General features: G+C 69.8%; 15 protein-coding genes. 4 read left to right on the top strand and 11 right to left on the bottom strand.

Annotated features, from left to right (window positions below; translation table 11 throughout):
* The first annotated feature begins 1 nt into the window (after position 1).
* Positions 2-1792 carry an alpha/beta hydrolase gene (locus tag OHA19_RS14915; RefSeq protein WP_405750456.1) on the top strand — a complete coding sequence of 597 codons (1791 nt, stop codon included), beginning with the start codon at positions 2-4 and terminating at the stop codon, positions 1790-1792.
* A gap of 110 nt (positions 1793-1902) precedes the next feature.
* The gene (locus OHA19_RS14910; protein ID WP_405721829.1) at positions 1903-2394 is read left to right on the top strand and encodes a hypothetical protein; all 492 of its coding nucleotides are present in this window, start codon (positions 1903-1905) and stop codon (positions 2392-2394) included.
* A 110-nt stretch (positions 2395-2504) separates the two neighbouring features.
* On the opposite strand, the gene OHA19_RS14905 is transcribed toward OHA19_RS14910, so the two are convergent.
* From OHA19_RS14905 to OHA19_RS14885, 5 genes are read right to left on the bottom strand one after another with little or no spacing between them, the layout of a single operon-like run.
* Positions 2505-4904, bottom strand: a complete 2400-nt coding sequence (locus OHA19_RS14905; RefSeq protein WP_405716285.1) for an ABC transporter permease — start codon at positions 4902-4904, stop codon at positions 2505-2507.
* Positions 4901-5587: an ABC transporter ATP-binding protein gene (locus OHA19_RS14900; RefSeq protein WP_405716286.1), complete on the bottom strand. Its 687-nt coding sequence runs from the start codon at positions 5585-5587 to the stop codon at positions 4901-4903. The genes OHA19_RS14905 and OHA19_RS14900 overlap by 4 nt, the downstream gene beginning before the upstream one ends.
* Positions 5584-6108: a helix-turn-helix transcriptional regulator gene (locus OHA19_RS14895; RefSeq protein WP_405716287.1), complete on the bottom strand. Its 525-nt coding sequence runs from the start codon at positions 6106-6108 to the stop codon at positions 5584-5586. Before OHA19_RS14895 ends, OHA19_RS14900 begins: the two co-directional genes overlap by 4 nt.
* Before the next feature lie 60 nt (positions 6109-6168).
* On the bottom strand, positions 6169-6417 hold the full coding sequence (locus tag OHA19_RS14890; RefSeq protein WP_405716288.1) for a hypothetical protein: 249 nt from the start codon (positions 6415-6417) through the stop codon (positions 6169-6171).
* Positions 6414-7385, bottom strand: coding sequence for an SPFH domain-containing protein (locus OHA19_RS14885; protein ID WP_405716289.1), 972 nt, complete (start codon positions 7383-7385; stop codon positions 6414-6416). Before OHA19_RS14885 ends, OHA19_RS14890 begins: the two co-directional genes overlap by 4 nt.
* A gap of 223 nt (positions 7386-7608) precedes the next feature.
* On the opposite strand from OHA19_RS14885, the gene OHA19_RS14880 reads away from it, so the two are divergent.
* A complete protein-coding gene (locus OHA19_RS14880) occupies positions 7609-9855 on the top strand; it encodes a transglycosylase domain-containing protein (RefSeq protein WP_405716290.1) in 2247 nt (748 codons plus the stop codon).
* A gap of 93 nt (positions 9856-9948) precedes the next feature.
* On the opposite strand, the gene OHA19_RS14875 is transcribed toward OHA19_RS14880, so the two are convergent.
* The 4 genes from OHA19_RS14875 to OHA19_RS14860 all read right to left on the bottom strand — a co-directional run bounded on the left by OHA19_RS14875 (position 9949) and on the right by OHA19_RS14860 (position 16091).
* A complete protein-coding gene (locus OHA19_RS14875; protein WP_405716291.1) occupies positions 9949-11418 on the bottom strand; it encodes a catalase in 1470 nt (489 codons plus the stop codon).
* 145 nt (positions 11419-11563) lie between these two features.
* A complete protein-coding gene (locus tag OHA19_RS14870; protein WP_405716292.1) occupies positions 11564-13495 on the bottom strand; it encodes a SpoIIE family protein phosphatase in 1932 nt (643 codons plus the stop codon).
* Positions 13496-13866: 371 nt separating this feature from the next.
* Entirely contained in the window at positions 13867-14565 is a 699-nt protein-coding gene (locus OHA19_RS14865) for a DUF402 domain-containing protein (RefSeq protein WP_405750453.1), read from the bottom strand.
* 101 nt (positions 14566-14666) lie between these two features.
* A complete protein-coding gene (locus OHA19_RS14860; RefSeq protein ID WP_405750451.1) occupies positions 14667-16091 on the bottom strand; it encodes a class II fumarate hydratase in 1425 nt (474 codons plus the stop codon).
* A gap of 106 nt (positions 16092-16197) precedes the next feature.
* On the opposite strand from OHA19_RS14860, the gene OHA19_RS14855 reads away from it, so the two are divergent.
* A complete protein-coding gene (locus tag OHA19_RS14855; RefSeq protein WP_405716297.1) occupies positions 16198-17727 on the top strand; it encodes a ricin-type beta-trefoil lectin domain protein in 1530 nt (509 codons plus the stop codon).
* A gap of 93 nt (positions 17728-17820) precedes the next feature.
* On the opposite strand, the gene OHA19_RS14850 is transcribed toward OHA19_RS14855, so the two are convergent.
* Together OHA19_RS14850 and OHA19_RS14845 are read right to left on the bottom strand one after the other, a co-directional pair.
* Positions 17821-19122 carry a M18 family aminopeptidase gene (locus tag OHA19_RS14850; protein WP_405716298.1) on the bottom strand — a complete coding sequence of 434 codons (1302 nt, stop codon included), beginning with the start codon at positions 19120-19122 and terminating at the stop codon, positions 17821-17823.
* A 421-nt stretch (positions 19123-19543) separates the two neighbouring features.
* Positions 19544-20878 (bottom strand): MFS transporter, encoded by a 1335-nt coding sequence (locus OHA19_RS14845; protein ID WP_405753254.1) that lies wholly within the window; start codon positions 20876-20878, stop codon positions 19544-19546.
* Between the last annotated feature and the right edge of the window lie 30 nt (positions 20879-20908).

Raw genomic sequence — 20908 nt, 5'->3', positions numbered from 1 at the left:
CATGGCGTTCGGACTCACGTGGCAGCAGCTCCGCGACCTCAAGCTGTCCGAGCTGACCGAAGCAGCCGACGGTTGGGCTGCGCTGATGCGTCGTGCTGATGTCGCGCGCGAGCGCGTCGATGGCGACATGAGCGGCAAGCTCAGCAAGACGCAGGAAAGCGAGTCGGCGGAATCAGCCGTCAAGCGACTGAAGCGACTTAGTGAGAACTGCCACTACATTCAGACCGAGGCGGGCTTGATCCGAGGCGCACTTGATGGCCTGGCCACCGAACTCACCGCCCCGCAGCGCCGACTGCGTGATGCTCTCGACGATGTGGCCTCCCTTGGCTACAAACTCAACGTGAACGGCAGCATCGACTACCCGGCCGGCGGCAAGGACACGTTGACTGGTGACGCGATACCGGGTGGCTCCGTGATGGGCAACAACGGTTTGATCGGCGCTGGAAACCCTGGCCTGTACCGCGACAGTAACGGCATGTACAACCCTGCTCTGGGGCCGAATGCCCCGCAGCCGGGGATTCTCAATCCTCACCGAGCCAAGGCCCAGGACGTGGCCGACCGCATCGCTCATGCCCTGAGTGAGGCCCGCGAAATCGATGAGCGATACAGTTCGGCTCTTCGGGACCTCAAGGCCGCGCCTGGTCTCACGGTTGACAGGAAGACCTGGGCGAACGTGGCGGGGGATGTTACTGCCGTTGGAAGCGCGGCCCGTGAGTATCTGGCAGATCAAGTGCTGGACAAGTCACCGGCTGAGCGCAAGGAATGGTGGGACCACTTGAGCAAAGAAGAGCGCCAAGAGTACATCACATCCTTCCCCGACGTGATCGGGTACCTCGACGGCATTCCGGCTGCGGCGCGCGATGAAGCGAACCGGGCGAACCTCCCCTTGGTGATCGCCAGCCTCGAAGGTCAGACGGCCGACGGCGCTCAGGACAAACTCGCGGGACTGAAGGGTATTCAGACCAAGCTGTCTGAGAATTCAGTCCCACCCATGTACCTGCTTGGAATCGGTACAGAGGGGAATGGCCGTGCCATTGTCAGCTACGGAAACCCCGACACCGCCAGGAACGTGTCCTCGTACGTGCCGGGCCTCGGTACGGCTCTCGACGCAGACTTCGCGGACGACACCGTGCGCAGGGCCATGCAGACCGCGAAGGACGCCCGACAGTACGACTCGTCCAGCGCCTCCATCGTCTGGCTGGGATACGACGCGCCGGGCTTCACGGACGTCACGTCGACGACCGACGCGAACAATGGCGCTCCTGCCTACAACTCATTCATGGACGGCATCCAGGCGACCAACAAACACGAGAACCCGCACGTCACAGCGATTGGCCACTCCTACGGATCGCTCACGGTAGGCACCGCGGCCCGGCAGGACGGCGGTGTCCCAGGCGTTGACGACATCATTCTGCTGGGCAGTCCGGGCACCGGGGCCGACAACGCTTCGGAACTGAACGTCGGCAAGGGGCACGTGTTCGCCGCTTCCGCTGACAACGATCCCGTGTCGAGGCTACCCAGTATGAAGGATCTTGTCGGCCCAGGGATCTTGGGGGCAGCCGTAATGGGAAGTAACGATCTCTGGTTCGGTACGGACCCGACGAGTAAGGAGTTCGGGGCCACGAGAATGGAGAGTGGCGACGGCCCACTCCCGCTCTGGCTGTCGGGCCAAGGGCCAACTCCCGCGCATTCTGGTTATTTCGACGAGGACAGGAACCCTTCAGCGGCAGACAACATCGCTCGTATCGTCGGCGGACGTTCAGACTCGATCACTACAGAGGCCCCGCGGTGAAGTACTTTTCCAATCGCATCGCCGTCCTTGTGCTTGCCATGACTTTCGTAGCTGGCTGCGGGAGCGGCAGCAATAATTCCCCTGCTCCCCAAAGGACTTCCAGCGTGAATATGCAGCAGGCTGCAGACAAGGCTGACATCCTCGTCGGCGACACACTGTCCTCTGTGGACCCTCCTCTGGAGTGGACGCACGATCTATCCGATAGTGGAATGTGCACTGGCGCCCCGGAACTCGGCGATGTCACGCGCCGTGCTGTGGTCATGACTCAGGTTTCCGAGGGACGCAGAGGTTCGCTTCTCGGAATCATTGAGCGGGCATGGGAGAAGTCGGGCTACACAATCACCAAGGTCAACCCCGATAAGAAGTTCCCTGCCATCTTTGCCGATGCCGGTGACGGTGTATTGAGGATGGGGTTGACCGTCGGGTACAAGGGGCAGTTTTTCCTGAAGGTTCAAACGGCTTGCGTGGACAAGTCGAAGGTGGCGCAGCCCTCCGCTCCGGGGAAGGGCACTGACTACCGCGGGAAGGAAGTGCCCACTCCCAACGTGCACTCCGACTTCTGGTCGTCCGACAAGCCGGTCGCTTCTGGTTCTCCGAGCTGAGGCTGACGGTACTGCCTTCGGTAAGTCCGGTACGAGCGCCGACCAGCGCCGGCTCAAGGCGAGGGGGCGCGGCTCCCGAGGAACCGCGCCCCCTCGTCGCCTCGCACAGGTCACTCCGTGCGCAGGCCCTCCGGCCGCATCAGGCGCCACAGCGAGGGCAGGGACACCAGCGTGACCAGCAGGATCAGCGCCGCGCCCGCGCCAGTCATCGGCAGGAACAGCCACCAGTTGGTGATCTTCTTGTCGAGCATGGTGATCAGCGCCGCGCCCAGGCCGATCCCGCCGGCCACGGCGACCGTCAGCCCGATGAGCACGGGCACGGCGGTTTGCCAGAGGATCGACCAGGCGAGGGTGGACCGCCGGGTGCCGAAGGCGACCAGGACCGACAGCAGGCGCTTGCGTTCGCGCAGCTGCTCCAGCTGGGAGACCAGCATCGCGGCGGCGATCAGCAGCAGCGTCGCGGTCGCACCGACCTGGAGGCCGCGCTGCACACTGGCGTACTTCTCGTCACGGGTCTCCGACTTGAGGGTCGCGACCCGCATCGCGGGGTCGATCCGGGCCGCCGTGTTCCGTACGTACTCCGCGGCGTCCTCGACGCTCTCGTCGACCCGGATCTGCGCCTGGGTCGTCGCGCCCGGCAGCTTGCTCGGGTCGAGGGCGCCGATGGTGGCCATGATGCCCCAGGAGTCCTCGCCCAGCGGATCGTGGCGGGCCTGGACCGTCCGGGAGCCGGCGGGCAGGGTCCACCGCATCGGCTTCTGGCGGTAGCCCGAGCCGATCAGGACCTCCTTGCCCTTGCGGGCCGTCTCATCGACCCAGTCGGACATCTCCTTGTCGTTCCTGGGGTGGGCCACGAAGGTGTCGCCGTCCGTGCAGGAGTCGATCCGGGCGAGTTCGCGCAGGGTCGCGCAGTCGCCGACGATGAGACTGGTGGTCGGCTGGACGTCGGACTTCGTGTACTTGCCGGGCCGGGTGGCGTACGTCTCGACCTTCCCGATGACGGCGTCCACGCCCTTGGTGGCCTTGAACTCCTCGATGGTCCGGGTGGCCGCCCCGGGTTCGACCTTCTCGGAGTACGTGTAGAACTGGGCCCGCGACGGGTCCTGCCCGGTCACCCTGCTGAACTCGTCGCCCACCGCGGCGAACAGCATCTGCAGTGCCACCGCTCCCGCGACCGCGACCGTGATGCCGCTGACCGCGCGGGAGGCGGCCCCGCTGCTCAGCTGGAGCCTGCGGGTGGCGAGCTGCCAGGGCACCGGGCCGCCGTGCAGCCGGTTCACGCACGCCTCGACCAGCCAGGGCAGCAGCAGGGCGAGCCCGACCAGGACCAGCACGGCACCGCCCGCGATCGGATACGGGTTGACCGGGGTGAACTCGTCGACCTTGCCGGTCAGTCCGAGCACCGCCAGACCCGCGACCGGCATCGGCAGCCGCCACCAGAGCCTGCGCCTGCGGTCGCCGCCGCCCCGTACGACGCCGAGCGGTTCGATCACCACCGAGCGCATCGCGACCAGCGTGACCAGCACCGCCGCCACCGGGACGGAGACGACGACCAGCGCCGTCAGCGCGGGGTCGGGCACCAGGTCGGACGGGAAGACGCTGACGTTCCACACCTCGATGTGACCGACGAATCGGCGCCCCACCAGGAAGAGCACCGCCCCGGTCAGCACGCCCAGGAGCGCCCCGAACAGGGCCTCGCCGGCCGCGATCCGACGGGTCATCCGGATGTCCGTACCGACCAGCCGCAGCGCGGCGAGCCGGCGGTCGCGGCGATCGCCGCCGAACCGCACCGCCGTCGCGATGAAGATCGCGACCGGCACCAGCAGCACCACACAGATCATGATGATCAGCACGATGAGGACGGGCGGCATCTCCTCGCCCTGCCCCGGGTTGCCGTAACCGGCGATCCGGTGGCCGCCGTCGCCGGACGTCAGGGTGGCGCTGCCCGCGTAGTAGACCAGGTCGCCGGGCGAGACCAGACCGGCGTCGGCGATCGTGCCGGTGATCCGGTACGGCAGCCGCTCCTTGAGGAGACGGCCCTGGGACGAGTCCAGCAGCTCCTTCAGGGCGGGGGAGACCACCATCTCGTCCGCGCCCGGGAAGCGCGCGACGCCCGGCGGGAGGACCGGGTGCGCACCGTCCGCCCGCATCAGGTAACCCTCGACGGTGCGGCTGTGGTACTCGGTCTCCGCGCTGACCCGCAGCACCGAGGTGTCGGTCTTCCTGGCCTGTGCGTCGGGCCCGCCGGGAACGGAGCTCTCCGCGCGCGCCTCGCTGCGCGCGGAACGCTCCTGGAGCAGATGCGGTGCGGAGGCGGCGGTCAGGAGCAGTGCCACACCGAGACCGACGCCGACGGCGGTCAGTACGGTGCGGACCCAGCCCTCGCGCCCGCCGCCGGAGGCGAACCGGATGCCGAGGCCGAGGTCGCGGAACCAGGCGGCGACGCCGGTGGGTCCGGCTGGCCCGCGCGGGGCGGCGGCCGGCGCGTTCTTCCGGTCGAGCAGCGTCATACGGCGTGCTCCAGGTCGCGGGTCCGGCCGTCGCGCACGGTGACGTCACGGTCGGAGTACGCGGCGACCCGGGCCTCGTGGGTCACCAGGACCACGGCGACGTTGGCGGACCGGGCCGCCTCGGTGAGCAGCTCCATGACCCGTTCCCCGTTGAAGGAGTCCAGGGCGCCGGTCGGCTCGTCGGCGAAGATCACCTTGGGTGAGGCGGCCAGCGCGCGGGCCACGGCGACGCGCTGCCCCTGCCCGCCGGAGACCTCGCCGGGACGCTTGGCGCCCACGGTGTCGACCTCCAGGCGCTCCAGCCAGTGCCGGGCGGTGCGTTCGGCCTCCTTGCGCCTGGTGCCGTTCAGCCGGAGCGGGAGGGCGACGTTCTCCACGCAGGTCAGCTCCGGGACGAGCTGGCCGAACTGGAAGACGAAGCCGAACTCGGTACGGCGCAGGGCGCTGCGTTCGGCGTCCGACATCGCGGAGAGCTCGCGGCCCCCGTAGGTGATCGTGCCCCGGTCGGGGGTGACGATGCCGGCGAGGCAGTGCAGCAGGGTCGACTTGCCGGAGCCGGAGGGGCCCATCACGGCGACGACCTCGCCGGGGTGGATGGAGAACGAGGCGCCGTCGAGCGCGGGCGTGTGGCCGTACGCCTTGTGCAGGCTGTCGGCGCTGAGCAGGGAGCCGGCGGGGATCACGCACCCACCTCCGCGGCGAGCCGGTCGAGCCGGGCGGCGGTCAGTTCCAGCCAGCGCAGATCGGCTTCGAGGTGGAAGAGGGCGTGGTCGCAGATCAGCTGATCGGCGAGGTCGCCCTTGCGCTTGCGGTCGGTGAGCATGCGCATCAGGCGCAGGTGCTCGGTGCGCTGGCTGTCCAGCAGGGCCTCGGCGCTGCGGCCGGTGAGCAGGGCCAGGACGACCTTGGTGTAGAGCGTCGACTGGAGGTACGGCTCGGGCTTCTCCGGCTGCGCGAGCCAGGCGCCGACATCGGTGATCCCGGCCTCGGTGATGGCGTACCGCTTGCGTTCCGGGCCGCCGCCGCTCTCGACGCCGTCGACCTCGACGAGGCCGTTCTTGAGCAGCCGGGACATGGTCGAGTAGACCTGGCCGTAGTGCAGGGGGCGGTCGTGGCCGAACTTCTCGTCGAACGTCCGCTTGAGGTCGTAGCCGTGGCGGGGGCCGGACTCCAGGAGCCCGAGCAGGGTGTGGCCGATAGACATGCCAGGCACTGTACACGGCGTGTATACCCCCGGTGTATACCCGGGTCCCGTCCCGGGCTCTCAGGTGTCGGCCGGGCCCGACGCGTCCTTCGGGGGCCGCCCTCGGCGGGGGATCGGCCCCGCCGAGCCGGGCAGGCGGCCCGCCTCCGCCAGTGCCCTGCGCAGCAGGAACTCGATCTGGGCGTTCGCGCTGCGCAGCTCGTCCGAGGCCCAGCGGGCCAGCGCGTCATGCACCGCGGGATCCAGCCGCAGCAGCATCTGCTTGCGCTGCGGCGGGGTCCTGCGGGCCGGCGGGGTCTGTTCGGTCACTGGTAAAGAGTGCCCGTGTTCAGGACCGGCTGGGCCGCGCGGTCACCGCACAGCACCACCATCAGATTGCTGACCATGGAGGCCTTGCGCTCGGCGTCGAGCTCGACGATGTCCTGCTCGGCGATCCGGGTGAGTGCCATCTCGACCATGCCGACCGCGCCTTCGACGATCTGCTGCCGGGCCGCGACCACCGCACCGGCCTGCTGGCGCTGGAGCATCGCGGAGGCGATCTCGGGGGCGTACGCGAGGTGGCTGAAGCGCGATTCGATGATCCGTACGCCGGCGGCCTGCACCCGGGCGGTGAGCTCCACGGCCAGCTTCTCGGTGATCTCCTCCGCGTTGCCGCGCAGCGAGAGGCCGCCCTCCTCGTGGGCGTCGTACGGGTACTCGATCGCGATGTGCCGGACGGCCGCCTCGGTCTGGGTGGCGACGAACTCCAGGAAGTCGTCGACCTCGAAGAGCGCCTGCGCGGTGTCCTCGACCTTCCAGACGACGATCGCGGCGAGCTCGATCGGGTTGCCGTAGGCGTCGTTGACCTTCAGGACCGCGGTCTCGTGGTTGCGGACCCGGGTGGAGATCTTCCGGCTGCTGGTGAGCGGGTTGATCCAGCGCAGCCCGTCGGTGCGGATCGTGCCGACGTACCGGCCGAAGAGCTGGATCACCCGGGCCTCGCCCGGTGCGACCATCTTCACACCCGTCATGCAGAAGAACGAGGCGATGACGAGCAGGACGCCGAAGATGCAGACCGGGATGCCCAGGCCGTTGTTGCCGTTCGAGCCGACGACGCCGCCGATGATCGCGAGGCCGATGCCTACGATTACGCCGACCACGGTCAGCAGCAGGCCGAGGCCGCCGGGAATGCTGTGCGCCGTCACCTCTCTCACCTGCGGTTCGGGCATCTGTGGTGCGTCGGGCGTGAGGTCTGCGGCAAGAGTGGTCGCGGCGCGCGGATTGTCATGGTCGGACATGGGATCCCCCGTTTCGAAAAGACTGACTCGGTGCTAGCAATGTGATTACACATTACCTGTGTTCGCAACCTTGGGCACCCTTCATGAGTCGGTTCCCTTGAGAACGGGTGCTGATTGTCACGTCCGTAAAAGACCGCATCGCTCGCTTTTTGTCCTGGCCGACGGTGTTAGCTGGTTTGGCTGAGCGGATCTGGTCGAGCAGAGAAACAGGAGCAAAACAGCGATGGGTCGAGCGGATGCGCGACGAGCCCAGCGGCGCGGAGCGCGGCGGGCCGCGAAGAGCGGCGGCATACGCAGACTCTTCACCTGGAAGAAGATGCTGGGCACCTTCTTCGGATTCTGCCTGCTGATCATGGGCGCCTTCGTCGCCCTCTACATGTACGTGGACATCCCGAAGGCCAACGCCCTGGCCGAGCGGCAGAGCAACGTCTACCAGTACAGCGACGGGTCACTGCTGACCCGGACCGGCAACGGGGTCAACCGCCAGATCGTGGACCTGGCCGAGGTGCCGCTGAAGGTGCAGCACACCTTCGTCGCCGCCGAGAACAAGTCCTTCTACGACGACCAGGGCATCGACCTGAAGGGCACCACGCGCGGGCTTCTCAACACCCTCAGCGGCAAGGGCAAGCAGGGTGGCTCGACCATCACCCAGCAGTACGTGAAGAACTACTACCTGACGCAGGACCCGACGATCAGCCGGAAGCTCAAGGAACTGGTGATCTCGCTCAAGGTCGACAGCAAGAAGAGCAAGGAGTACATCCTCGCCGGGTACATCAACACCGCGTACTACGGGCGCGGGGCGAGCGGCATCCAGGCGGCCGCGCAGGCCTACTACGGGGTCGACGCCAAGGACCTCACCGTCTCCCAGGGCGCCTACCTGGCCTCGGTGCTCCAGGCGCCCAGCCAGTACGACTGGCAGACCGCGAGCAAGACGGGCAAGAAGCTGGTCAAGGAACGCTGGGGCTACACCCTCGACAACATGGTCGAGATGCACTGGCTCGACAAGGCCGAGCGCGACAAGCTCGAATTCCCGGCCCCGGGCAAGGCCAAGCCCGCCAAGGGCATGGAGGGCCAGACCGGTTACCTCGTCGAGGCGGCCAACAACGAGCTGGAGAAGCAGGGCATCACCGCGGAGATGCGGCAGGCCGGCGGCTGGACCTTCACGCTCAACATCGACAAGAAGCGGCAGAAGGAGCTGGAGAAGTCCGTCGACCGCCAGCTGGAGTCCAAGCTGGACCGCGAGGGCAACAAGGTCGACGCGACCGTCCAGGCGGGCGCCACCTCCGTGAACCCGAAGACCGGCGGCGTCGTCGCGATGTACGGCGGGGTGGGCTACACCAAGCACTACGTCTCCAACGCCACGCGCCGGGACTACCAGCCCGCATCGACCTTCAAGCCGCTGGTGCTCGCCTCCGCGCTGGAGAACGAGTCGAAGACCCAGGACGGCGACCTGATCGGCGTCAACACCCGCTACGACGGCACCAGCAAGCGGCCGGTGGTGGGCAGCGACACCCCGTTCGCCCCGGAGAACGAGGACAACCAGAGCTACGGCGACGTCACCGTGCAGAAGGCGATGAACGCGTCGATCAACTCGGTCTTCGCCCAGATGGTCGTCGACGTCGGCCCGCCCGCGGTGAAGAAGACGGCCCTGGCCCTCGGCGTACCGGACAAGAACTTCCCCGAGCGCCCCGCCATCACGCTCGGCACCATGAACGCCTCGACCTGGGACATGGCGGGCGCGTACGCCACCCTCGACAACCACGGCAAGAAGGTCACCCCGTTCATCGTGAAGTCGGCCAAGCACCGTGAGCGGACGGTCGACCCGGTCGAGGGCATCGGCAGCCAGGTGATCAGCCGCAAGTCCGCCGACACCGTGACCTCCGTCCTGACCGGAGTGGTGGACGCCGGCTCCGGCCGGGCGGCCAACACCTCGGCGTACGAGGCGGCGGGCAAGACGGGTACGTCGGAGAACAACAAGTCGGCCTGGTTCGCCGCCTACACCCCCGAGCTCACCACCGTCGTCGCGCTCTTCGGCGAATCGCCCAAGGACGGCGGCGGCCAGGTCAGCCTGACCGGCACGGCCAACTCCGGCCGGGCCAACGGTGGTGGCTTCCCGGCGCAGATCTGGGCGGACTACACCCTCGGCGCGCTGGGAGGCGGCTCCAGTGCCCGGTTCGACCTGGAGGACGTCGAGCGCGGCGAGGTCACCGTGCCGGCCTCGCCGTCGACGACCCCCTCGCAGTCGGCGAGCACCGACACGACCCCGTCGCAGTCGCCGGACAAGCCCTCGCAGAGCCCGTCCCAGTCGCCCGACGTGCCGCCGTCCCAGTCGCCGGACGTACCGCCGCCGTCGCAGTCGCCGGACGTGCCGTCGAGCCAGTCCCCGGATCCGCCGGGCGGCGGGGTCCCCGGCAAACCGGCCGACGGCAACGAGAACAACATCGTCAACAACGCTCCTCCCGCGCGGTGAGTGCCTGAGAGCCTGAGCCGACGATGAACACATGGGTCAGGGGCGGTGCCGGCCGGCACCGCCCCTGACCCGTTTCCCGTACGTACGGCGGTGTCAGCCGCCGTTGACCTTCTTGGCGATCCGGTCGCCGAGGTCCTTGTCCACGTTGCGCCAGTACTGCAGCGCGCGCTCCAGGACCGGGGCGCTCACACCGTCCAGCAGATGGCCGGAAATGTTCCCTACCAGTCGCTCGCGGGCCGCGTCGTCGAGCACCTTGCGCACCATGGTGCCCGCCTGGCCCCAGTCGTCGTCCTCGCTGTGCAGCTTGTACGCCTCGTGGACCATCTCGCCCGCCGTCGCCCAGCCCGCCGGGTCGCCGTAGCGCGCGGTGTCCGCCGCCGGGCCGCCGTACGAGTTCGGCGCGTAGACCGCTCCCGTACGGCTCGGCTCGTACCGCATCGGGCCGTCCTTCGCGTACGAGTTCCGGCCGAACCGCGGACGGTTCGGGGGCAGCTGCGCGTAGTTCGGGCCGATCCGGTACCGGTGGGTGTCGGGGTACGAGAAGAGCCGGCCGAGCAGCATCTTGTCGGGCGACGGACCGATGCCGGGCACCAGGTTCGACGGCTCGAAGGACGCCTGCTCGATGTGGACGAAGAAGTCCTCCGGGTTCTCGTTCAGCGTCATCCGGCCGACTTCGATCTCCGGGTAGTCGCCGTGCGGCCACACCTTCGTGAGGTCGAACGGGTTGAACCGGTAATCGGGTGCGTCGTCGAACGGCATGACCTGGATGTACAGCGTCCAGCTCGGGTGGTTGCCGCGCTCGATCGCCTCGAACAGGTCGCGGCGGTGGACGTCGCCGTCCACACCGGCCATCCGGTCGGCCTCGTCCTGCGTGTAGAAGTCGATGCCCTGGTCGGTCTTGAAGCGGTACTTCACCCAGAACCGCTCGCCGCCCGCGTTGACCCACATGTAGGTGTGCGAGCTGTAGCCGTTCATATGGCGGTACGTCTTCGGGATGCCCCGGTCGCCCATCAGCCACGTCACCATGTGCGCGGACTCGGGGGACAGGGTCCAGAAGTCCCACTGCATGTCGTGGTCGCGCACCGCGCTGTCCGGGCGGCGCTTCTGCGAGCGGATGAAGTCCTGGAACTTCATGGGGTCACGTACGAAGAAGATCGGCGTGTTGTTGCCGACCATGTCGTAGTTGCCCTGCTCGGTGTAGAACTTCAGGGCGAATCCACGGGGGTCCCGCCAGGTGTCGGGGGAACCCTGCTCCCCGGCGACCGTGGAGAAGCGGGCGAGCATGGCGGTCTGCTTGCCCGGCTGGAACAGGTCGGCCTTGGTGAACTGGCTGACGTCGTTGGTCACCTTGAAGGTGCCGTACGCGCCGGAACCCTTGGCGTGAACCACTCGTTCGGGGACCCGTTCGCGGTTGAACTGGGCCATCTTCTCGATCAGGTAGTGGTCCTGGAGCAGGATCGGTCCGTCGGCTCCGACAGTGAGCGAGTGTTCATCGCTCTCCACCGGGATTCCGGCGTTGTTCGTGGTGTACGGGGTGTTCTTGGTCTTCGATTCCTCGGACACGAGCGTCCTCCCGTCGGTGGGGGTTCGGTCAGGCCGTCTCGTTCACGACTGAAGTCAAACCCGCCGACAGGAGGTCGGCAACATTTCGCTACCGTGCGTACAGGGCTCTGCCCCGTGCCCTTCCGCCGCTCCTTCGCCGGCCCGGCTACTGACCCCGGGACGGCATCTCGAACCAGACCACCTTGCCGGTCGAGAGGCGCGTCGCCCCCCACCGCCTGGCCAGCCGGTTCACCAGGAACAGGCCACGCCCGCCCTCGTCCATGTCACGCGCCCGGCGCTGCCGGGGCAGCTGCGGGGAGTCGTCGCCGACCTCGCAGCGCAGGATGTCGGTACGCAGCAGCCGCAGTGTCACCGGTCGCTCCGCGTAACGCACCGCATTGGTCACCACTTCGCTGACCAGCAGCTCCACCGAGTCGGAGAGATCGTCGAGACCCCAGCGGCTGAGTGCCCGGCGGGCCAGCCTGCGGGCCCGGCCCGGCGCCGTCTCCTCCGGTTCCAGGTGCCAGTACGCGACATCGCTCGGCGCGATCCCGTCGAACCGGGCGGCGAGCAGCGCGATGTCGTCGTCCCGGTCGCCCGGACCGAGCATGTCCAGCACGTCGTCGCAGAGCGCCTCCAGCGGCGGCGAGTGGTCCGGGCCGGTCAGCCGGGCGGTGGCGGCGAGCCGTTCGCGCAGCTGCTCGATCCCGGTCCAGACGTCCCGCAGCCGGGACTCCACCAGGCCATCGGTGTACAGCAGCAGCGTGGCGCCCGCGGGCGCGTCCAGCTCGACGGCCTCGAAGTCCACCCCGCCGACTCCGATCGGGGCGCCCGGCGGCACTCGCAGCACCTCCGCACGGCCGCCCAGATGGAGCAGGACGGGCGGCGGATGCCCGGCGTTGGCGATCGTGATCCGGTGCGCGACCGGGTCGTAGACCGCGTACAGGCAGGTCGCCATGCGGTCGCTGCCGAGCCGCTGGGCCTGCTCGTCGAGGTGGTGCAGCACCTCCTGCGGCGGCAGGTCGAGCTGGGCCAGGGTCTGCGCGGTGGTGCGCAGCTGGCCCATGATCGCCGCGGACGTCATGGAGTGGCCCATCACATCGCCGACGACCAGGGCGACCCGGCTGCCGGGCAGCGGGATCGCGTCGTACCAGTCACCGCCGACCCGGGCCGTCTCGGCGGCCGGGAGGTAGCGGGAGGCGAGCCGGACTCCGGTCGGCTGCGGCAGCGAGTCGGGCAGCATGGTGCGTTGGAGCTCGTCGGCGATGTACGCCTCGCGCCCGTACAGCACGGCCTTGTCGATGCCGAGCGCGGTGTGCGTCGCCAGCTGGGCCGCGACCAGCAGGTCGTTGGACTCGAACGGCGGTCGCTCCGTCCCGCGCAGGAAGACGGCGGCGCCGATCACCCGCCGCCGGCCGCGCAGCGGGGCGAGGATCGCGCGGTGTCCGGTGGGCACGGTCCGGCCGGCGCCGAGCAGCTCGGGCAGCGCGGCACGGGCCGCCGCCGAGTCCCCGAAGACCGGCCGCACCCCGCGCAGCACCTCGGCCAGCGCGCCGCCGGAGCGGATCTCGCACAGCTCGGCCGCGGGCGTCAGATCGCCGTGCGGATCGATGACGGGCAGCCGCAGCCGCTCGGTCTCCGACGAGCTGTCCGTCTCCTCCTCGCTCAGCCGCAGCCGGTCGGACCGGCGCAGCCGCAGCACGAAGGGGGAGACCGGCCGCTCGTCGCCGACCGGGAGCGGGTCGCGGAGGTAGACCAGTATGGCGTCGGAGAACGTCGGCACGCTGGCCCGGCACAGGCCCAGCACGATCTCGTCCAGGTCTATGCCGCGGGCGATCCGCCGGGTGGCGGCCCCGACGAAACGCAGCCGGTCGCCCTCGCGACGGGCCGCGGCCTGTGGGTCGAGTCCTGCGGGGCCGGTGCCCGCCGCAGGAGTCGCGGGGCCGGCTGCCGACCCCGGAGCCGCGGCCGGGGCGGGGATCGCGGCGGAGGCAGGCGAGGCGGCCGGCGCGGCGTCCTGCTGCCGCGGCCGGGTGCGTTCCTGCGACCGGGCTGCGAGAGGCTGCCGGCCTTCGTGGGAGGTGGGATGCTCCGTCACGCGTGGGGTTCCGTCCGTCCGGGCCGGTTGTATGAGGCAATCACCTCGTGGGGCGTTACTGTGCCCCGGCAAGAGCGGCGATAACAACGGCTGTCACCGGATGCCCCGGAACGAGGGGCTGAAACCGGATGCCCGCGGGACGGGCCGGTGACAACGTTTCCGGCGACGGGGCGGGCAACAGCGAGCACGTCTCCACCCCCTCGTAGTGGTTCATACGATTCATACGACTGATGTGGCTCATACAGCTCATGCAGTACGCGGTGCTCGTGCGATGACTTGTGGTCAGGTCGGGTGCCGCGCCTCCCGGTTGGGGCGGAGCGGCACTCCGGAGGACGATCCTACGTTTGTCCCCCTGGGGTGCATCAAGGGTCTCACGACGGCGTATACGAGGGGGTGCGGTCCCAGTCATCCGGAAGCGCGGGAACCCGCCATTGTGGATCGGGCCGCCAGTTCTCCCAGCCGTCCCGGAACGGAGCGCCCCACTCCTCGATCAGCCCGACGGCCGCCCGGCTTGCCTCCCGCACCCGCCGCGCGGTCCCGGGGGCCATCAGACCGGCCCGCTGGGCCATGGCGAATTCGTCCTCGTCGCGCCAGACCCAGCTGCGGTCCGGGTAGACGGAGATGTCGAGAAAGTGATCCTCGGAATCGACGCCGCCCTGCCAGCGGGTGTGCGGTTCCTCCAGATTCACGTACCAGCTGCGGAACTGCCAGACCGGCTCCCAGAACAGCCAGACCGACCACGGCTCACCGGGCCGGGCGAGCTTCAGCACACCGTTTCCCAGCCAGGGGGAGCGGGCGGTGGTGCGCGGGGCGGTGTAGCGGGTGGCGAGCGGCTCGGCGTGCACGTCCCGGCCGTTCGCCAGCACCGGCTTCACGCACTCGGTGCCCGGCGCCACCCACACCGCGAGCAGTTCGCCGGTGTCCTGGACCACGGTGACGGGGCGGCAGATGTGGAACGGGTCCGGGGCCCGCTCCGGCGCCCCGGACCCCGCCGGCGCGCCGTTGCGGCGGTAGCGCCACAGGATCTGATCACCCGGCGCCCAGTGCTCGATGTCTCCGGTACCTGCCATGGACGGATCTTAGAGCGTCCGGCCCGGGGGGCTCGGAGCGTCCGGCCCCGGGTTCGGAGCCCCCGGCCCCGGAGACCGCCGCCCCGGGGCCGGAACGCGGCTCAGGGGTGGGTCATGCGCAGCACGTCGAGCGCCTCGTCGAGCTGTTCCACGGTGAGGTCGCCCCGCTCGACGTAGCCCGAGTCCAGTACGACCTCGCGAATGGTCCGGCGCTGGGCGAGGGACTTCTTGGCGACCTTCGCCGCCTCCTCGTAGCCGATGTACTTGTTCAGCGGGGTGACGACGGAGGGCGAGGACTCGGCGTACTCCCTGGCCCGCTCGACGTTGGCCGTGATCCCGTCGACCGTGCGGTCGGCGAGCAGCCGGGAGGCGTTGGCCAGCAGCCGGACCGACTCCAGCAGGTTCTTCGCGATGACCGGGAGCATCACGTTCAGCTCGAAGTTGCCCGCGGCGCCCGCCGTGGCGACCGTCGTGTCGTTCCCCGTCACCTGGGCGGCCACCATCAGCACGGCCTCGGGGATGACCGGGTTCACCTTTCCGGGCATGATCGACGAGCCCGGCTGGAGGTCGGGCAGATTGATCTCGGCGAGTCCGGTGCGCGGTCCGGACGCCATCCAGCGCAGATCGTTGGAGATCTTGGTGAGCGAGACGGCGATGGTACGGAGCTGGCCCGAGGTCTCCACGAGCCCGTCCCGCGCGCCCTGCGCCTCGAAGTGGTCCCGGGCCTCCGCCAGCGGCAGCCCGGTGGCGGACGCGACCTCGGCGATGACGGCGGCGGAGAAGCCGGGCGGCGTGTTGATGCCGGTGCCGACGGCCGTGCCGCCCAGGGGCAGCTCGGCGAGGCGGGGGAGCGAGGCGCGCAGCCGCTCGATGCCGTACCTGACCTGTGCCGCGTAGCCGCCGAACTCCTGGCCGAGGGTGACGGGTGTGGCGTCCATCAGATGCGTACGGCCCGACTTCACGACCGTCGCGAACTCGGCGGACTTGCGCTCCAGGGCGGTCGCCAGCCGGTCCAGCGCCGGGATCAGGTCGCCGGTGACGGCCGCCGTCGCGGCGATGTGGATGGAGGACGGGAAGACGTCGTTGGACGACTGCGAGGCGTTGACGTGATCGTTCGGATGGACCTCGCGGCCCAGCCGTTCGGTGGCGAGGGTGGCCAGCACCTCATTGGTGTTCATGTTGGACGAGGTGCCCGACCCGGTCTGGAAGACATCGACCGGGAACTGGTCGTCCCAGCGCCCCGCGGCGACCTCGGCGGCGGCCTCCTGGATGGCCGCGGCGATGTCCGGGTCGAGCACCTTCAGCTCGGCGTTCACCTTGGCCGCGGCCGCCTTGATCCTGGCCAGGGCCTCGATGTGGGCCCGTTCCAGGCGCTGGCCGGAAACCGGGAAGTTCTCCACCGCGCGCTGCGTCTGGGCCCGCCACTTGGCCTCGGCGGGCACCCTCACCTCGCCCATCGAATCGTGCTCGATACGGAAAACTCCACCGTTCGCGGGGGACTGCCTGCCGGTCCGTGACTCGTCCATCTCGTTCAACCTCCTGAAAAAGTTGAGCACTTGTCTTGTTCTGTCTATTCCCAAGTCGACTACCGACCAGTAAATACCGGGGGTAACCACAACCCGGGGAGGCGCAATGAGGCGCACCAGGCACAGACTTCGCTGTACGGTCGCGGCCGCCGCGGCCATGGCGGCGGCGATCGGCGGCATGACCGCGGCCGCCGGCCAGGCCGGCGCGACGGACCGGTCCGGTTCCAGCACTACCGCATCCACCCCCCTGTCGCCCGAACTGGAGGCCATCCGCGCGGCGGAGGCCACCAAGCTGTACGGCGACCCGGCCGAGCGGCCGCTCGCGGACCGCAAGACCGGGCTGATCTCGCTCGGCGACAGCGAGATCTCGGGCGAGGGCGTCGGCACGTACGAGGCCGGCACCAACGGCCCCGACAACTGGTGCCACCGCTCGCCCGACTCCGCCATCCACCGCACCGGCATCCCGGCGGACGTCACGTACAACGTCTCCTGCTCCGGCGCGTACACCGGCAACATCGTGATCGGCGGCTCGAAGCAGTACTCCGACGAGCTGGTGCAGAGCGACAACCTCGCCATCAAGGCCCGCAACACCCGCATCAAGATGATCGTGCTCGTCGCGGGTGCCAACGACGACCTCCAGTTCGGCCCGGTCATGACGGACTGCGTCGAGCGCTGGGTGCTCTCCCAGGGCACCTGCCAGCCCAAGTACGAGGGCGGCTGGCAGGCACGCGTCGACGGACTCGTCCCCAAGGTCGAGAAGTCGGTGCGCGACCTGAAGACCGTCATGTCCGGCGCCGGGTACGGCGACAACGACTACAAGCTCGTGGTCATGGGCTACCCGAGCCCCATCGGCCCGGACTTCTACGACAACCCGAGCTTCCCCGGGAAGCTTCCCGGCGGCTGCGCCGGGTACGACTCCGACGCGGCCTGGGGCCGCAACGTGGCCGTCCCCGCCTTCGAGCGCGGCATGCGCAAGGCCGCCACCGACACCGGGGCCGTCTACCTCGACAACTCCCGGCTCTTCCACGGCCACGAGGTCTGCAGCGAGTCCACCTGGGCCCGCGGTCTCTACATCGACCTCGGGCACTTCCCGCCGGACTCCAACTCCCTGCGGCAGTCCTACCACCCGAACGCCAGCGGCCACGGCGCCTTCGCGTCCTGCCTGACCCAGATCTACAACTCGAACCTGCGCCAGGCGAGCTGCGCCGACCCGGCGAGCACCGGAAAGCCGGTCCTGCAGGCCGGGGCGTGGGACGACGCCTTCAAGCCCCTGAAGAACGAGGCGACGGGCACCTGTGTGGACGTCCCCGGCTCGGTGACCCGCAATGACACGAAGATCGGCGGCTGGGACTGCCACGGCGGCCGCAACCAGGGCTGGTGGTACGACTCCGGCACGAAGACCCTCCGCACGGAGCTGAGCCACGACCGGTGCCTGGACGTGCCGGGCGCCGACTACAAGGCGGGCGCCACGGCCATCCTGTACAACTGCTCGGGCGCGGCCAACCAGCAGTTCGTGAAGCAGTCGGGCACCTTGCGCCCGGCGGCCTCGACCGGACTGTGCCTGACGCTGGCGGCGGCGAAGGACCCGCTGAAGCTCCAGGCCTGCGACGGCAGCGCGCAGCAGCGGTTCGTGTAGCAGCGGTTCGGGCAGCGGGCACCGTTCCACGCGTGCGTGGAGAAGGGGCGGGGCGGCCGGGCCGCCCCGCCCCTTCGGGCTGTTCGGCGCGGATCAGCCGGACGTCACGAACGCACCGAGCGCGGCGGCCAGATGACCGGGGTCCTCGACCCCGCACAGCTCGCGCGCCGAGTGCATGGACAGCCCCGGCACCCCCACGTCGACCGTCTCCACGCCCAGCCGGGCCGCGGTGAGCGGGCCGATCGACGTACCGCACGGCATCGCGTTGTTGGAGACGAACGGCTGCCACGGCACGCCCGCCCGCTCGCACGCCGTCGCGAACACCGCCATGCCGGTGCTGTCGGTGGCGTACCGCTGGTTGACATTGACCTTGAGCGTGGGGCCGCCGCCGGGCAGGGGACGGTGGTCCGGGTCGTGCCGCTCCGCGTAGTTGGGGTGCACCGCGTGGGCCATGTCGGCGGAGACGCAGAAGGCCCCGGACAGGGCCCGCGACCAGTCCTCCGGACTGCCGCCGCGGGCGGTGACCGAGCGGCTCAGGACCCGCTCCAGCAGCGGGCCCTGCGCCCCCGTCGCCGAACCGCTGCCGACTTCCTCGTGGTCGAAGGCGGCCAGGACGGGGACGTAAGCCGGCTCGTCGGCCGCGGTCGCCGCGGCCGCCAGGGCCGTGACCCCCGCGTGCACCGAGACCAGGTTGTCCAGCCGCGCCGACACCACGAACTCCCGGTCCGCGCCCAGGTACCCGGGCGGCTGGACGTCATGGAGCATCAGGTCCCAGCCGAGCACCTCGTCCGGGTCCACCTCGGCGGCCGCCGTGACCCGGCGCAGCAGTGCACCCTCCTCGCGCGATCCGAGCGCCCAGACCGGGGCGACATGGAGCTGCCGGTCCAGCGCGAGCGCCTCGTTGACCGTACGGTCCAGATGGATGGCCAACTGGGGTACCCGCAGCAGCGGTTCGTCGATCTGGACGAGCCGGGACCCGACCCCGCCGCCCGGCGCGCGCACCGCGAGCCGCCCGGAGATGCCCAGGTCGCGGTCGAGCCAGGTGTTCAGCGGAACGCCGCCGTAGATCTCCACGCCGATCTGCCGCCAGCCCGCCGACGAGGTGTCGGGAGTGGGCTTGACCCGCAGGTTCGGGGAATCGGTGTGTGCGCCGATGATCCGGAACGGGGTGTGCGCCGGGGCGCCCTCGGGGACGTACCAGGCGATCAGCGCACCACCGCGGGCGACGAAGCTGCCGCCGGTCGTGCCCGTCCAGTCGTCCGTGCCGCGCAGTTCACGGAAGCCCGCCTTCTCCAGGCGCTGGGCGGCACTGGCCACCGCGTGGTACGGGGAGGGGCTGGCGCTGATGAAGGACAGCAGGTCGTCGGTGTGGCTGCGGTGGGTAAGCGGCGTCATCGGGCGTCCGCCTTTCCGGTGTTCGACGGTGAGGGTGAGGTGCCCGCGCCGTCCGCTGGGTGCGATGCGGTGCGGGTGGTGTTCGAGGAGGGGCCGGTCTCCGCGCACCCGGGCGATCCGGTGAGGTCGCCAGGGTGCTGCGGGTGTCCGCCGGCCCTCCGGGGCGGGTTTCCCGGGGGCGGGCCGGCCGAGTGGTGCGAGTGACGTCCGACAAACCACCAAAGCGGGCCGGTACGGCGCAAGTCCGTTGCGCGGCCCGCTGCGTGAAAGCGGCGGTGCCGGACCGGCCGCGGCGACGGCGGTCTCCGGGGCGGGCGGGGGTGTGCCGGGGCAGGCACGGGGAGCGTGCGGGACGGCACGGCGGGCGCCCGGCCCCTCGCCGTTCCCTCCGAGATTGGCCGAATAACGCCGTACGGGAAACTCACCGTTCCGGCCCGACGCGATCGGCGCCGGAACGGGGTGCGGGGACGTCGGCCCGCCCGCGCGCCCCGGACACCCTGATCAGGAACACCACGGCGACCACGACGGCCGCCCCGTGCGACCAGCCGACGACGGCCGGCGGGCTGTACCTGTCGAGGGCCGCGGCGACCAGGATCATGCCGACGCCGAACCCGAGGTTCTCGACGGTCGCGGAGAGCCCGAAGGCACGAGCCCGCAGATCGGCGGGGAGCGTCTGTAGATGGGAGGTGCACGAGACCTCCGTGAGCCCGTCGGCCGCCCCCCCCGCCACCAGTGCGATCACGGCGGTCGCGGCCCACGGGAACCCGGCGAACGCCAGGATGAACGCCCCGGACATCAGACAGGTGCCGTACCCGAAGCCCGGTGCACCCACCGTGCGCCCGGTGCGTCCGACGTACCGCTGGATCACCTGCTGCGCGGCCACGTTCCCCAGCGCCCACAGACACCAGAACGCGCTGACGAACACGGCCGGGTGGCCGGCGTCGAGTGCGGCGGAGTGGACCGGCAGCGCGGCGTGGGAGGACGAGCCGAAGGCGTCGACACTCCGCAGCACCACCATCAGACCGAGACCCGGCGCGGCCGGCGACGCGAGGAACGCGCCCGGCCGCCGCCACCTCCCCGGCTTCCCCCGGCCACCGGTCCACTCCTTCCCCCCGTCCCCGCCCGAATCCCCCTCCGATTCCGGCCGGGCGTCCCTTCCCCGGCCCCCGCCCGGGATCGGCAGCAGCGCCACCGTGACGGCGCAGATCACGAAGGTGGCCATGTCCACCACGAAAGCGGCGGTGTAACCGACCAGCGACACCACCACGCCCGCGGAGGCGAAACCGGCCATCATTGCCAGCGAACGCCCGGTTATGGAAAGGGAGTTCGCCCAGGACCGGCGGTCGTCGCCGACCAACTCGGGAATGGAACTGCGCAGCGACACCATGAAAAGCGTTCCGCAGCCGCCGACCACCACGGAAACAGTCATCAGGGCGGCCGTCCGCATCCCTTCGGGCGCGAGCACCAGCAGCAGCATCACCGCCGCCTGCGTCACATTCGTCCACAGCATGACGCGCTTGGCGCCGTACCGGTCGAGAAGACCACCGGCGATCAGCCCGGCGACAAAACCGGACGCCAGACGCACGGCCATGAACAGGCCCATCGCGAGCGCCCGCCCCGTCGTCTCGTAGACGAACAGATTGAGCGCCACCATGTTCAGGAAGGTGCCGTAGGAGGACAGGGAGTACCCGGCGACGAGGAATCGATATCGGCGCTCCCCGCGCACGGTACCGGCCCCGTCGCCGTCCGGTGCCAGGTCCGGCCCGCCGTCCGCCTGTTCGCTGTC

Source organism: Streptomyces sp. NBC_00012 (assembly GCF_045040875.1).
Lineage (GTDB): Bacteria > Actinomycetota > Actinomycetes > Streptomycetales > Streptomycetaceae > Streptomyces.
Note: the sequence above shows the minus strand (reverse complement) of the source record. Positions and strands in the feature narration are given on the sequence as shown.